The following is a 13597-nucleotide window of genomic DNA, read 5'->3' as shown; positions in this document are numbered from 1 at the left end:
CGAAAGGACCATTATATGGCTAAAGTAAAAGTAAAAAAGAAGAGTACGCTCATCGATATGACCGCGATGAGTGACGTTACCGTGCTTCTGCTTACTTTCTTCATGCTGACATCGACCTTCGTTCAGAAAGAGCCTGTGCAAGTGAGTACCCCCTCTTCGGTATCCGAAATCAAAATCCCTGAAATCAATGTGCTTCAGGTGTTGATCGAGCCGTCCGGGAAAATCTTTATCAGTCTCGACAAACAAGAGGATAGGGTGAATGTATTGAACGCAATGAGTAGTATGTACGGAGTCTCGTTTACTCCCGAGCAAATAAATAAGTTCAGATTGGCAAACTCGTTTGGTGTACCTATCAAACAGATGCCGGGTTTCCTTGATCTGAAATCCGATATCCAGGATAAGACCCTCAAAAACTACGGTATCCCCTGCGACAGTACCAACAACGAGTTTAAAGAGTGGGTACGTGCTGCCCGCAAGAACAATCCCGATTTGAAGATTGCCATCAAGGCCGACCAGTCGACCCCCTATGACAAAATCAAAAACGTGATGAGTTCGTTGCAGGACATCAAGGAAAACCGTTACAATCTGCTTACTTCATTGAAGAGTTTACCCGCAGAAGAAGAAAATAACTAAAGTCATGAAAGGAATTGAATTATGGCAGAAGTAGAAGTAAAAGACTCGGGTAAAGGCGGGAAGAAAGGACAACAGAAGAAAATGAAAATCCATGTGGACTTTACTCCCATGGTTGATATGAACATGCTTTTGATCACCTTCTTCATGTTCTGTACGACGTTGAGCAAACCCCAGACAATGGAGATCAGTATGCCTACCAACGACAAGGTAACAGAAGAAGAGCAAAATAAGGTGAAGGAATCGGAGGCTATAACCATCCTGTTGGGCGACAACGACCGGGTATTCTACTACCTGGGACAACCCAAATACGAAGATTATACCTCGCTGGTTGAATCGTCTTATGGAGCTGATGGTCTGAGAGCTCTCCTCCTTGAACGCAACAAGACCGTTGTGAACAAGGTGAAAGATTTGAAGGAACGTAAAAAGAGAAAAGAGATCGACGAGGTGACTTTCGATTCGCTGGTTACCGAGGCCAAGAAAACCAAAGGTTCGCCTGTGGTGATGATCAAGGCCAAACTGGCTGATGAGAATGGTAAAAACGGTGCTTCGTACCGCAACCTGATCGATGCCCTCGACGAGATGATTATCTGCGATATTGGCCGTTATGCCATCGTCGATATCACCGAAGGCGACCTGTTCCTGATAGAGAATTACGAGAAGAAGGGTGCTCTTTCCGATCAGATAGACACCGCATTGAAGAACTAATAGTACACATTAAAGGAGAAGAAAAATGTCAAAGAATGTAGATTTAACTTCGAAAGAATGGTGCGACTTAGTTTTTGTCGGGAAAAACAAAGCATTCGGCGCATACCTGTTGCGGGTAAATTCGCCTAAGCGTTACACATGGGCCACCGTAGGTGTTATCTGTGTTGTAGCTTTTGCCTTTGCGCTCCCGTATATTGTGGATTCTTTCAAGATTGGTGAAGCTGAAGAAGAGATTTCTACCGTAGTAGAAATGTCGCAACTGCCCGAGGCCGAGGTAGAGAAACAAGAGGTTCAACCCTTGGTAGAAACGCCTCCCCCCCCTCCCTTGAAGAGTTCTATCAAATTTACCGCACCTGTAATCAAGAAAGACGAAGAGGTTTCTGACGAAGAAGAGTTGAAGTCGCAAGACGAGTTGACTCAGTCGAAAGTAAACATCTCTATCGCCGACGTAAAAGGTAATGACGAAGAACACGGTCAGGATATTGCCGACTTCCGCGAAGTGATTGCCGAACCTGTCGTAGAGGAAGAGAAACCCTACGAAGCTGTAGAGCAGATGCCTACCTTCCCCGGTGGCGAAGCCGAGCTGATGAAGTTTATCCGTGATAACCTCAAATACCCGGTTATCGCTCAGGAAAACGGTATTCAGGGTCGTGTAATTCTGCGATTCGTCGTATCGAAGACCGGTACCATCGACAACGTGACTGTATTGCGTAGTTTGGACCCCACTTGCGACAAGGAGGCTATCCGCGTTGTGAAGAGCATGCCCAAGTGGATTCCCGGTAAGCAAAACGGTAACAACGTGCCGGTATACTTCACATTGCCCGTTGTATTTAAACTTTTGTAATCTCTCGATTGTTTTAATCAAGAGATTCGTGAATATAATACTCGCAGCCTATTATCCCATGATTTTAGGTTGCGGGTATTTTATAAAAAATCAATATTTATGGAACAGAAATACGGCCGCTATGACGAAGAAGAGAACGCCGAGGCAAAACGGCGTCCGCTGGGTATGAATGTCGTTTTGGGCATGATTATGATAGCCATCTATCTGAGTATGGCTTATTTGTTGCTTTTCACCACCTTCTTTTCCAACTTGTATGACATTGTGCGCTATATTATGGGGGTCGTGTTTGCTGTATATGGAGTTTTCAGGGGATACCGATTGTTCGTAGGAATGAAATAAAAAAATGGGATTATGAATAAGTTGCTGTCATTTTCGTTTGTCGTGCTTCTTGCAGCCCTCGTTTCGTCGTGCTCGTCGTGCCAAAACAGTGAAGATGAGAAGGGCGAGCGCAAAGTGAAGGAGACCATCACCTCGGGGGTAATCGACATTAGTTGTGACGAAAGTTTCGAGCCCATCATGGAGCAAGAGATTACCGTATTTGAGGCCGCTTATCCCAAGGCTTCGATTATTCCCTATTATGTGAGCGAAGCCGAGGCGTTGAACATGTTGCTGCAAGACAGTGTGCGGTTGGCTGTAGCCACCCGCAAGCTCACTCCGCAGGAAGAGGCGTCGTTCAAGTCGCGTCAGTTGCGGGTACGTACCGTACAGATTGCTCTCGACGGCATCGCTTTTATTGTGAACAAGAACAACAAGCACGACGTCATCTCGGTCGATGAGTTGCGCAAGATTGTGACCGGCGAGGCTACGGCCTGGAATCAGATCTATCCCGGTTCGTCGCTGGGCAAAATCAATTTCGTGTTCGACAATCAGGGCTCCAGTTCCATGCGCTATGCCATAGACTCCTTGTGTCAGGGCAAACCTCTGTACCAAGGGCTGTATGCCCAGAAATCCAATCAGGCTGTTATCGACTATGTGGCACAAACCCCCAATGCGATAGGTGTGATAGGTGCCAGTTGGATAGGCAATGAGGCCGACTCGACCAACACCTCGTTTACCGATGTGGTCAAAGTGATGGCCGTTCGCAAGGCTCCGGGATACGATCCCTACAAACCTTATCAATACTACATAGCTACGGGCGACTATCCGCTCACCCGTCCGATTTACATGATTACGACAGATCCGCGCAACGGACTGCCCACCGGTTTTACCAAGTTTGTCTCTTCGCAACGTGGTCAGTTAATAATTTTTAAGACAGGTATTGTACCTTGGCAAGCCAATATCGCGTTAAAAAGAGATGTAAGCATTACCGAAAATTTTTAACTAAGCAGAAAATTATCAACTTAAATATATATCAATGAAATCAAGTCTTAAATTCGTATTTTCACTGTTCCTTGCTGCCGGCACGTTGACCGCTTTTGCTGCCAGCTACACCGATGGAATAGAGTATTTCAAAGCAGGTCAGCCCGATCGGGCAAAAATCCTGTTGGAGCGTACGCTCGACGATGCAGGAACCAATAAGGCAGAATCGTATTATTACCTGGGCGAAATCGCTTTCGGTAACAAAGACTACACCACGGCTGCCGAATATTACAAGAAAGGTCTCACCGAAGATCCCCTCTATGCCTACAATATCGTAGGCCAAGGTAAACTCGCTTTGACCGGTTCGGACAAGGAAGCTGCCGAAAAAGAGGCCGAGAAATATTTCAAGGAGGCTCTCAAAGGCAAGAACAAGAAAGATGCCGGTATCAATCTGGCAATTGCCAAAGCCTACTACGAAACCGGTACCCCCGGCTACGAAGAGTATATGAAGAAATCGTACAAGGCCGATAAGAAATACCCCGACTATTTCATGTTCGAGGGCGATGTGCTGGTAGACCAACAGAAGTATGGCGACGCTTGCGGACGCTATGAAAACGCAATCTATTTCGACCCCAACTGTATCGAGGCTTATGTAAAGTATTCGCACATCTACTTCGACATCAACCCCACGCTGGCTATCCAGAAACTCGAGGAGTTGCAGGAGATCGCTCCCAACTCGGCTATTGCACAGCGCGAAATGGCCGAAGCCTATTACAAAAACTCGCAATACACCAAGGCCGCTGCCGCTTATGAGAAGTATATGCAGAATCCCAACCACTTCCAGACCGACCGTCCCCGTCTGGCTACGCTGCTCTTCTACGGCAAGCGCTATGACGAGTCGCTGGAGCTGGCCAAAGAGATTTTGGCTCACGACCCCGAGAACTTCGTAATCCGCCGTATCGTCATGTACGACAACTACGAGTTGGGCAACATGGAGGCTGCCGAGCAGGCTGCCATCGAGTTCCTGGGCATGAACCCCGGCGACAACGTATTCACCGCTCGTGATTACCTGACCTATGGCGACATCCTCTCGAAAGAGAAAAAATATGCCGAGGCTATCGTACAATACGAGAAAGCCTACGAACTGGACAACACCCGTACCGACATTCTCAAAGTGTTGAGCGATACCTACGAGCGCAACAAAGACTATGTAAATGCCATCAGCGTATACGAGCAATACATGGCTGCCGACACCGTAAACAACCAACGCGTGATGGACTACTATCTGCTGGGTCAGATCTGTTACAGCGCCGGACAGGCTGCCATGGACAGCATCCCCTTGCGCGACATGTATCTGATTAAAGCCGACTCGATGTTCCAGGTGGTTGTAGAGCGTTCTCCGACGGACTACCGCGGTTATCTGTGGCGTGCCCGTGCCGCCGCCGTGCGTGACCCCGAACTGAAAGAGGGCTTGGCCAAACCGCTCTATGAAGAGACGCTGGGTATCCTCGACCAGGATGCTACCAACAAAGAGAAGGCCGCTACGAAACGTGTTTACATCGAGGCTTACAAATACCTGGGTTACTACAACTATCTGCAGACAACCAATCCCGCCAAGAAAAACGAGGCCATCGCTGCTACCAAAGACTATTGGAACAAGATGCTCGAACTGGATCCGCAGAATACCGAGATTATCGAGGCCCTCAAGACACTCGATACCTTGTAATCGAATCGACTCGCTCGATATATGCCCGAGCGGCAGCCATAAGGCTGTCGCTCGGCTTTTTTATGGGACTGTCCCAAATCCCGGATAATTCGGCTCCAAATGCAGATAAAAATAAAAAAGAACAGACCCTTGGCCTTTTGTTGAAAATAAAATTTGTATATTTGTGCGACAAAAATTTTCGAGGGATAATTTGCAGTAAAACGAAGGATTTCTGGACGGACAACGCTGCTCGGGAATATCTGAAATTGCGGCATTAACCCCTTGAATAGAAATAAAATAGAATTTATATGCAAGTCTCGGAATGGAATAAGGCGATATGGAACTGCACGAAGGGTTGTATGGCAGGGCCGTGTCGTATCTCTTTTTCGGGATTCGTGTATAACAATTATCAACCGGGCCTTGTATTGCATTCGTGACAATACGGGGCTTTGTTATTTGGAAAGGAAAATAAAAAATAAATACAAACTAAATTAACGTATGAATTCTGCACTATTTGTAGTTGTATTGATTACCGGATTGGCGCTGGTAGGAGCGGCTCTGTTGATAGCCGGCCTCATTTCGCCACGCTCGTTCAATCCGCAAAAGGGAGAGCCCTATGAGTGTGGTATCCCCTCGCGAGGAGAATCGTGGATGCAGTTCAAGGTAGGCTATTATCTGTTTGCCATTCTGTATCTGATGTTCGACGTCGAAACGGTATTCTTGTTCCCCTGGGCGGTTATATTGAAAGATTTAGGTGTAGCCGGATTATTTAATATTTTATTTTTCATGGTAGTACTTATCCTGGGATTGGTATATGCCTGGAAGAAAGGAGCACTCGAATGGAAGTGAAAATCAAATCGATGAAGTATGAAGACTTCAAAGACAATGAATATATTGAACAGCTTATCAATGAACTCAAAGCGTCCAATACCAATGTGGTGGTGGGATGCCTTGACGAGGTTATCAACTGGGGCCGCTCCAACTCGCTGTGGCCTCTTACCTTTGCGACAAGTTGCTGCGGTATCGAGTTTATGTCGCTCGGCGCAGCGCGGTACGACATGGCCCGTTTCGGGTTTGAAGTAGCTCGTGCCAGTCCGCGTCAGGCCGACTTTGTGATGGTAGCCGGTACCATCGTACACCGCATGGCGCCTGTATTGCGCCGGTTGTACGACCAGCTGGCCGAGCCCAAGTATGTGGTAGCCGTGGGTGGTTGTGCCGTATCGGGCGGGCCGTTCAGAAAATCGTATCACGTATTGAAAGGAGTTGACGAAATTCTTCCGGTCGATGTCTATATCCCGGGGTGTCCTCCGAGACCCGAAGCCATGTTCTACGGCTTGATGCAGTTGCAACGTAAGGTGAAAGTGGAGAAATTCTTCGGTGGCGTAAATCGTCAGGAAAAACGAGAGAAAGTATTAGGAAAATAATATAAGTTACCTATATGGCAAACATACAGCAAGAAATAAGCAGTTTTCTGCCGGAGGCTACCTTTGTAGAAGGAACCATTCTGGAAGTGTCGGTTCCCGATGCCAAGTGGCACGATTTGGCACTCTATTTGCACGACAAACTGCACTTCGACTATTTGGTTTCTATCGTAGGCATGGACTGGGGCGAGACCTTAGGTTGTGTCTATTATTTCACATGCACGGCCGACAATTCTCAAATTTCGGTAAAAGTCGAAACGGCCGACCGCGAAAACCCGTTGCTCCATTCGGTTACCGACCTTTGGAAATCGGCCTATCTGTACGAACGTGAGGTCTACGACTTCTTCGGCATCCGCTTCATCAACCACCCCGACATGCGCCGGTTGTTCCTGCGCAACGACTGGGTGGGATACCCCCTGCGCAAAGACTACGATGCCAGCCCCGAGGTTAACCCCATTCGGCTTGAGCACGAGGCTGTCGACGATGTAACGCACGCTATTGTCGAGACTCCCGACGGTAAACTCGAGGAGCGCACCAACACGATATTCGCACCCGAAGAGTTCGTCGTGAACATCGGTCCCCAACACCCCGCTACGCACGGTGTATTGCGTCTGCGCACCTCGCTCGAGGGTGAGATTGTCAAGAAAATCGATGTCTATTGCGGTTATGTACACCGCGGAATCGAGAAGTTGTGCGAATCGCTCACCTATCCGCAGACACTCCACTTTGCCGACCGTCTCGACTATCTGTCGGCTCAGCAAAACCGTCACGCCGTGTGCCTCTGTATCGAGGATGCCCTTCAACTCGAAATCCCGGCCCGTGCACAATATGTGCGCACCATCATGGATGAGTTGATGCGTATCTCGTCGCACTTGCTCTTCTATGCAACCTTTTGCATGGACTTGGGTGCAACGACGGCTTTCTTCTACGGTTTCCGCGATCGTGAGAAAATACTCGACATCTTTGAAGAGACTTGCGGTGCCCGCATGACCTTCAACTACTATACGATTGGCGGTCTTATGGCCGACATTCATCCCGACTTCCAACGCAAGGTGAAAGAGTTTTGCGCCTACTTGCCCGGCATGCTGAAAGACTATCACACCCTCTTTACGGGCAACGTGATTGCACAGCAACGTATGAAAGGCGTAGGTCTGCTCTCTCGCGAGGATGCTATCTCGTACGGCATTGCCGGCCCGTCGGGCCGTGCTTCGGGCTGGGCCTGCGACGTGCGCAAGAACCACCCCTATGCCATGTACGACAAGGTAGAGTTCAAAGAGATTGTCCGCACCGAGGGCGATGTATTTGCCCGCTACATGGTGCGTATGGATGAAATACTGGAGTCGATCCACATCATCGAACAACTCATCGACAATATCCCCGAGGGCGATTATGCACTGAAGATGAAACCTATTATCAAACTGCCCGAAGGCCGTTACTTCCGTCAGGTCGAGGCCAGTCGTGGCCCGATAGGTATCTTTATCGAGAGTCATGGGGATAAGAATCCGTATCGGTTGAAAATCAACTCGGCCTGCTTGCCGCTGGTCGGCGGGCTCGACCCGATGTGTCGTGGTGGTAAAATTGCCGACCTCATTGCCATCGGCGGTTCGCTCGACTATGTAATCCCCGATATGGACAGATAATTAGTAATCAAAAATAAATTAAAGAATAAGTTATGTTCGACTTTTCGATAGTTACCCACTGGATAGATAATTTGTTGAGGAGTGTAATGCCCGGCTGGGGAGCTTTGCTGATTGAATTTGTACTGGTAGGCGTGGCGCTGCTGCTGTTGTATGCGGTGTTGGCCCTGTTCTACATCTATTTCGAGCGTAAGGTGTGCGCCTTCTTCCAATGCCGTCTGGGTCCCAATCGAGTAGGCCCCTACGGTATATTCCAGAGCGTGGCCGATATGTTCAAGATTCTGATCAAAGAGTTGATCTCGTTGAACCACATCGATAAGTTCCTGTTCAATCTGGCTCCTTATCTGGTTATTGTGGCCTCGATGTTGGCCTTCGGCTGCTTGCCTTTCGGTAAAGGGTTGCAGGTGATCGATTTCAACATCGGTATCTTCTTCCTGATAGCCGTATCGTCGATTGGCGTGCTGGGTATCCTGCTGGCCGGTTGGTCGAGCCACAACAAATACACCCTGATCGGTGCCATCCGAAGCGGTGCTCAAATGGTGAGCTATGAGCTCTCCATCGGGTTGTCGGTGTTGACGATGGTAGTCTTTGCCGGTACGATGTCGATTACCGGTATCGTCGAGGCACAGAACAACGGCTGGTTCATCTTCACGGGTCATATCCCCGCCATCGTGGCTTTCCTCATTTACCTGGTTGCCGGTACGGCCGAGACCAACCGTGGCCCGTTCGACTTGCCCGAGGCCGAGAGTGAGTTGACGGCAGGTTATCACACCGAGTATTCGGGTATCCACTTCGGTTTCTTCTATCTGGCCGAGTATTTGAACCTGTTCATTGTTTCGGGTGTAGCCTCGCTGCTCTTCCTGGGAGGTTGGATGCCGTTGCATATTCCCGGATGGGAGAGCTTCAACCACGTTATGGACTATATCCCGTCGGTGGTTTGGTTCTTTGGTAAAGCCATTGTGATTTCGTTTATAATCATTTGGTTCAAGTGGACTTTCCCTCGTTTGAGAATCGACCAGCTGTTGCGTCTCGAGTGGAAATACTTGTTACCGCTGAACTTGATAAATCTCTTTGTAATGGTGCTCATCGTGATTTACGGGCTGCACTTTTAATGGATAAAATATAATACTGATAATAGAGGTAAAGCTATGGCAGATAAATTTGGATATATCACGCAGGTCATCGGGCCGGTTGTCGATGTCACCTTCGAAGGCGAAGGTAACGACGTGCCGCCTATTTATGCTGCACTGAAAATCGAGCGTGAAAACGGCTCCGACCTGATTGTCGAAGTGGAGCAACATATCGGTGAAAATACGGTACGCTGCGTCGCAATGGATTCTACCGACGGTCTTGTCCGCGGTATGAAAGCAATCGACTTGCAACGGCCCTTGTCAATGCCTACGGGCTCACAGTTAAAAGGGCGTTTGATGAATGTGTTGGGCGAGACGATCGACCATCTTCCTGCTCTGGATTATACCGAATTGAAATCGATACACCAGGAGGCTCCGGCTTTTGACGACCTCTCTATCAGTACCGAGATACTTTATACGGGAATCAAGGTAATCGATTTGCTCGAACCCTATTCGAAGGGTGGTAAAATCGGTTTGTTCGGTGGTGCCGGTGTAGGTAAGACCGTGCTGATTAAGGAACTTATCAACAACATTGCCAAGGGACACAACGGATTCTCGGTATTCACCGGTGTAGGTGAGCGTACTCGTGAAGGTAATGACCTCTTGCGCGAGATGATCGAATCGGGTATCATGTCGTATGGCAAGAAGTTCGAGGAGGGTATGGCTCGTGGCGAATGGAATCTGCAGGATGTCGATATGGGTCAGGTGAACCAGTCGCAGGCCACCTTGGTGTTCGGCCAGATGAACGAACCGCCGGGAGCCCGTTTGCGTGTGGCTCTGGCCGGTTTGACGGTTGCCGAGCAATTCCGCGACTCCGATGGCGGTGGTAAAGAGATTCTGCTCTTTATCGACAACATCTTCCGTTTCACTCAGGCCGGATCCGAGGTGTCGGCGCTTTTGGGCCGTATGCCTTCGGCCGTAGGTTATCAGCCGACGCTGGCCTCCGAGATGGGTAAATTGCAAGAGCGTATCACCTCGACCAAGCAGGGATCTATCACTTCGGTTCAGGCCATTTATGTGCCGGCCGACGACTTGACCGACCCCGCACCGGCCACGACCTTCAACTTCCTGGATGCAACTACGGTGTTGAGCCGTAAAATATCGGAGCTGGGTATCTACCCGGCCGTAGACCCGCTGGAGTCGACCTCGCGTATTCTCGACCCCCATATCGTGGGCGAGGAGCACTATCAGGTGGCTCAGGCCGTGAAACAGTTGTTGCAGCACTACAACGAGTTGCAGGATATTATCGCTATCCTGGGTGTCGACGAGTTGTCTGACGAGGACAAGCTGGTGGTAAACCGGGCTCGTCGAGCACAACGGTTCCTCTCGCAACCCTTCCATGTAGCCGAACAGTTTACCGGCGTGCCCGGTGTGATGGTTCCGCTCGAGGAGACGATTCGCGGTTTCAAGATGATTCTCAGCGGCGAGATGGACGAGTATCCCGAGCAAGCCTTCTTGAACGTAGGTACGATCGACGAGGCTATTGCCAAGGGTAAGAAATTGTTGGAGCAGGCCCAAGCGGCTCACTAAAAAGAGGAATGAATTATGGTACTTGAAATTATATCTTCGGAACAAATCCTTTTCCAGGGAGAGGTCGAATCGGTCACCTTGCCGGGTGCCCAAGGTTCGTTTACCGTTCTTGAAAATCATGCATCGCTGATTTCGACGCTCGATGCCGGTACCATTGAATATGTGACGGCAGGCGAACGCCATTCGGTACCTGTCGGTGGCGGGTTTGTCGATGTGGATAACAACCGTGTGGCTGTGTGCATACGGTAATTGCTGGAGTAAAAAGAGATGAGAAAACAAATCGCATACATAGTAGCTTTTTTGTTGATGGCCTTTTCGTTCAACCTGTCGGCTCAAGAGACGAGCGGCACGGAAGAGGAGAAAGCCTTTAACCCGAAAGAGACGATTTTTAAGCACCTGCTCGATGAATATAGCTGGGAGTTGCCTTTCTCGCACGAGCACAAGATCTCGCTTCCGGTTATTGTGAGAGACTATAAGGGCGACTGGAACATCTTCTGGTCGAGCCGTCTCGAACACGGGCAGCAGTACGAGGGTTTCTATATTGCTCAAGACGGCCCCAACAAGGGCAAGGTCGAGAGTGTCGACGACCAGGGCAACCGTTACCGGCCGCTCGATTTGTCGATTACGAAAAACGTGTTGGCCCTGATTATCGCCGCTCTGTTGTGCCTCTGGTGTGTGCTCTCGGTAGCTCGCTGGTACAAGAAGAAGCACTACAAGGCACCTCGTAAGGGGGTAGGAGCCATCGAGTTCCTCATCGAGTTTATCTATACGGGAGTCATCAAGAGCACGCTGGGCGACAAGGCCCCCCGTTTTGCCCCCTACCTGCTTACGATATTCTTCTTCATCTTGTTGATGAACCTGCTGGGGCTGATAGTCATCTTCCCCGGTGGAGCCAACCTGACAGGCAATATCGCCGTCACCATGGTGTTGGCCTTGTGTACCTTTATCGTGGTGAATGTGAAAGGAACCAAGGAGTACTGGAAAGAGACCTTCTGGCCCGATGTGCCTCTGTGGTTGAAGTTCCCGCTTCCCATCATGCCGCTCATCGAGGTGTTTGGTATCTTCACCAAACCGGCGGCCCTCATGGTCCGTCTCTTTGCCAACATGATGGGTGGTCACATGATTATCCTGTCGCTCATCTCGCTCATCTTTATCTTCGGCGCTTTTGGTGCCGTGGTCGTAGGCGGCATAACCGTCATATCGGTGCTCTTCTCGCTCTTCATGCTGATGATAGACACCCTGGTATCGTTTATCCAGGCCTATGTATTTACGATGCTTTCGACGCTGTTCATTTCGTTGGCACAGGTCGAGGGGCATCATGAAGGAAAAACAGAAAAAGTAGAAAAATAAAATAAGTGTATAATCTCTAAACAACAAACATTATGTTAGGAATGATTTTATTACAAGCAGCAGCCGGCGCAAGTCTGGCTAAATTGGGAGCATGTATTGGTGCTGGTATCGCAGCTATCGGAGCCGGTGTAGGTATCGGTAAGATCGGTTCGTCGGCAATGGATGCTATTGCCCGTCAGCCCGAAGCCAGTGGCGATATTCGAAGCAACATGATTGTGATTGCAGCCCTTGTCGAAGGTGTTGCCCTGTTTGCTGTAATCGTTTGCGTGCTGTCCTTGTTCATCTAATCATAAGATATGGAACTGTTCACGCCCGAAATAGGGTTGGTATTCTGGATGTTCGTTGTCTTCGTCATCCTGTTTGTCATACTCGCCAAGTTTGGCTGGCCGTACATCTTGCGCAGCCTCGACGAACGAGCCGAGTTCATTGACAAAGGGGTCGAGTATGCCCAAGAGGCAAAATCGCACCTGGACAACGCACAGGCCGAAGCCAAAGCTCTTTTGGTCGAAGCGCAGAAACAACAAATGGAGATTCTGCACGAAGCAGCCCAGATGAAGACTCAGATTATAGAAGAAGCTCGTCAGGCTGCCTCGGTAGAAGCTAAAAAAGTGATGGACGCTGCGGCCGTGTCGATCGAGCAGGCTCGCAAAGAGTCGGAACTCCAGTTCCGTCGCGAGGTGAGCCAGTTTGCCCTGCAAATTGCCGAGAAGATGGTGCGTAAGCAACTCTCCGATGACAAGACCCAGGTCGAAATGGTCGACAAACTGTTGAATGAAATTGAGAATCAAAACTAATAGAACATGAACGAGGGGTTAATACCGAATAGATATGCGAAGGCTCTTTATAAATATGCCCGGGAACATGGTGTAGCCGAGGCAATTTATGAAGAGATGAAACGCTTTGATGATGCCTTCAAGACACATCCAGAGTTTTCCAAGATATTGGGTAACCCGGCTCTATCTCCATCGGACAAGGTACGGGTGTTGTCATCGGCTTTCGGTGAAAAGCCCGACGACTACCTGCTCCGTTTTGTTCAGTTAGTTATCAAGAACCGTCGCGAAACGTTTGTAAGGTCTATCGGGTTGGCCTATCAGGATATCTACCGTCGGGCCAATCACATTGCCCGGGTGACGATAACCACGGCTACCGCTTTGCCTAAAGAGGTGCTGGGCCGTATCGGTGACCTTATGAAAAAGCAAACGGACAAGACGCTGGAATTTGTTTATGAAATAGATCCCACCCTTATCGGCGGATTTATTTTGCGCGTAGATTCGATGCAATTAGATGCTTCGGTCAATAGTGAATTAAAAAAATTGCGTTTGAAATTGCTAAACAGCAAGTGA

Annotated in this window: 16 protein-coding genes; all 16 read left to right on the top strand. The window is 49.1% G+C overall.

What is annotated here, in order from left to right; all coding sequences use genetic code 11:
* The first annotated feature begins 15 nt into the window (after nt 1–15).
* Entirely contained in the window at nt 16–633 is a 618-nt protein-coding gene (locus B5F38_RS08585) for a biopolymer transporter ExbD (RefSeq protein ID WP_087408881.1), read from the top strand.
* A 21-nt stretch (nt 634–654) separates the two neighbouring features.
* Nucleotides 655–1338: a biopolymer transporter ExbD gene (locus B5F38_RS08580; protein ID WP_087408880.1), complete on the top strand. Its 684-nt coding sequence runs from the start codon at nt 655–657 to the stop codon at nt 1336–1338.
* A 25-nt stretch (nt 1339–1363) separates the two neighbouring features.
* Nucleotides 1364–2182, top strand: coding sequence for an energy transducer TonB (locus B5F38_RS08575; protein WP_087408879.1), 819 nt, complete (start codon nt 1364–1366; stop codon nt 2180–2182).
* 99 nt (nt 2183–2281) lie between these two features.
* Nucleotides 2282–2521: a hypothetical protein gene (locus tag B5F38_RS08570; RefSeq protein WP_087408878.1), complete on the top strand. Its 240-nt coding sequence runs from the start codon at nt 2282–2284 to the stop codon at nt 2519–2521.
* A 12-nt stretch (nt 2522–2533) separates the two neighbouring features.
* The gene (locus B5F38_RS08565; RefSeq protein WP_087408877.1) at nt 2534–3502 is read left to right on the top strand and encodes a substrate-binding domain-containing protein; all 969 of its coding nucleotides are present in this window, start codon (nt 2534–2536) and stop codon (nt 3500–3502) included.
* A gap of 34 nt (nt 3503–3536) precedes the next feature.
* Entirely contained in the window at nt 3537–5207 is a 1671-nt protein-coding gene (locus B5F38_RS08560) for a tetratricopeptide repeat protein (protein WP_087408876.1), read from the top strand.
* A 477-nt stretch (nt 5208–5684) separates the two neighbouring features.
* On the top strand, nt 5685–6035 hold the full coding sequence (locus B5F38_RS08555) for an NADH-quinone oxidoreductase subunit A (protein ID WP_087408875.1): 351 nt from the start codon (nt 5685–5687) through the stop codon (nt 6033–6035).
* A complete protein-coding gene (locus tag B5F38_RS08550) occupies nt 6026–6610 on the top strand; it encodes an NADH-quinone oxidoreductase subunit B (RefSeq protein ID WP_087408874.1) in 585 nt (194 codons plus the stop codon). The genes B5F38_RS08555 and B5F38_RS08550 overlap by 10 nt, the downstream gene beginning before the upstream one ends.
* Before the next feature lie 14 nt (nt 6611–6624).
* Nucleotides 6625–8247: an NADH-quinone oxidoreductase subunit C gene (locus B5F38_RS08545; RefSeq protein WP_087408873.1), complete on the top strand. Its 1623-nt coding sequence runs from the start codon at nt 6625–6627 to the stop codon at nt 8245–8247.
* A 32-nt stretch (nt 8248–8279) separates the two neighbouring features.
* The gene (gene nuoH / locus B5F38_RS08540) at nt 8280–9356 is read left to right on the top strand and encodes an NADH-quinone oxidoreductase subunit NuoH (RefSeq protein ID WP_087408872.1); all 1077 of its coding nucleotides are present in this window, start codon (nt 8280–8282) and stop codon (nt 9354–9356) included.
* 36 nt (nt 9357–9392) lie between these two features.
* Nucleotides 9393–10904, top strand: coding sequence for a F0F1 ATP synthase subunit beta (gene atpD, locus B5F38_RS08535; RefSeq protein WP_087408871.1), 1512 nt, complete (start codon nt 9393–9395; stop codon nt 10902–10904).
* Between the two features lie 15 nt (nt 10905–10919).
* A complete protein-coding gene (gene atpC / locus B5F38_RS08530; RefSeq protein ID WP_087408870.1) occupies nt 10920–11153 on the top strand; it encodes an ATP synthase F1 subunit epsilon in 234 nt (77 codons plus the stop codon).
* An 18-nt stretch (nt 11154–11171) separates the two neighbouring features.
* Entirely contained in the window at nt 11172–12254 is a 1083-nt protein-coding gene (gene atpB, locus B5F38_RS08525; RefSeq protein ID WP_087408869.1) for a F0F1 ATP synthase subunit A, read from the top strand.
* Nucleotides 12255–12286: 32 nt separating this feature from the next.
* Entirely contained in the window at nt 12287–12541 is a 255-nt protein-coding gene (gene atpE, locus B5F38_RS08520) for an ATP synthase F0 subunit C (RefSeq protein ID WP_087408868.1), read from the top strand.
* 9 nt (nt 12542–12550) lie between these two features.
* Nucleotides 12551–13048, top strand: coding sequence for a F0F1 ATP synthase subunit B (atpF, locus tag B5F38_RS08515; RefSeq protein ID WP_087408867.1), 498 nt, complete (start codon nt 12551–12553; stop codon nt 13046–13048).
* A gap of 6 nt (nt 13049–13054) precedes the next feature.
* Nucleotides 13055–13597 (top strand): F0F1 ATP synthase subunit delta, encoded by a 543-nt coding sequence (locus tag B5F38_RS08510; protein WP_087408866.1) that lies wholly within the window; start codon nt 13055–13057, stop codon nt 13595–13597.

This window comes from Barnesiella sp. An22 (assembly GCF_002159975.1).
Taxonomy (GTDB): domain Bacteria; phylum Bacteroidota; class Bacteroidia; order Bacteroidales; family Barnesiellaceae; genus Barnesiella; species Barnesiella merdigallinarum.
This window is presented reverse-complemented; position numbering and strand designations above follow the sequence as displayed.

Bases quoted from the DNA above. Each gene is read 5' to 3' on its own strand.
- B5F38_RS08575 (WP_087408879.1), top strand. From the start codon at position 1,364: ATGTCAAAGAATGTAGATTTAACTTCGAAAGAATGGTGCGACTTAGTT.
- atpE (WP_087408868.1), top strand. From the start codon at position 12,287: ATGTTAGGAATGATTTTATTACAAGCAGCAGCCGGCGCAAGTCTGGCT.
- nuoH (WP_087408872.1), top strand. From the start codon at position 8,280: ATGTTCGACTTTTCGATAGTTACCCACTGGATAGATAATTTGTTGAGG.
- B5F38_RS08550 (WP_087408874.1), top strand. From the start codon at position 6,026: ATGGAAGTGAAAATCAAATCGATGAAGTATGAAGACTTCAAAGACAAT.
- atpC (WP_087408870.1), top strand. From the start codon at position 10,920: ATGGTACTTGAAATTATATCTTCGGAACAAATCCTTTTCCAGGGAGAG.
- B5F38_RS08555 (WP_087408875.1), top strand. From the start codon at position 5,685: ATGAATTCTGCACTATTTGTAGTTGTATTGATTACCGGATTGGCGCTG.
- B5F38_RS08585 (WP_087408881.1), top strand. From the start codon at position 16: ATGGCTAAAGTAAAAGTAAAAAAGAAGAGTACGCTCATCGATATGACC.
- atpB (WP_087408869.1), top strand. From the start codon at position 11,172: ATGAGAAAACAAATCGCATACATAGTAGCTTTTTTGTTGATGGCCTTT.
- B5F38_RS08565 (WP_087408877.1), top strand. From the start codon at position 2,534: ATGAATAAGTTGCTGTCATTTTCGTTTGTCGTGCTTCTTGCAGCCCTC.
- B5F38_RS08560 (WP_087408876.1), top strand. From the start codon at position 3,537: ATGAAATCAAGTCTTAAATTCGTATTTTCACTGTTCCTTGCTGCCGGC.
- B5F38_RS08510 (WP_087408866.1), top strand. From the start codon at position 13,055: ATGAACGAGGGGTTAATACCGAATAGATATGCGAAGGCTCTTTATAAA.
- atpF (WP_087408867.1), top strand. From the start codon at position 12,551: ATGGAACTGTTCACGCCCGAAATAGGGTTGGTATTCTGGATGTTCGTT.
- B5F38_RS08580 (WP_087408880.1), top strand. From the start codon at position 655: ATGGCAGAAGTAGAAGTAAAAGACTCGGGTAAAGGCGGGAAGAAAGGA.
- B5F38_RS08570 (WP_087408878.1), top strand. From the start codon at position 2,282: ATGGAACAGAAATACGGCCGCTATGACGAAGAAGAGAACGCCGAGGCA.
- atpD (WP_087408871.1), top strand. From the start codon at position 9,393: ATGGCAGATAAATTTGGATATATCACGCAGGTCATCGGGCCGGTTGTC.
- B5F38_RS08545 (WP_087408873.1), top strand. From the start codon at position 6,625: ATGGCAAACATACAGCAAGAAATAAGCAGTTTTCTGCCGGAGGCTACC.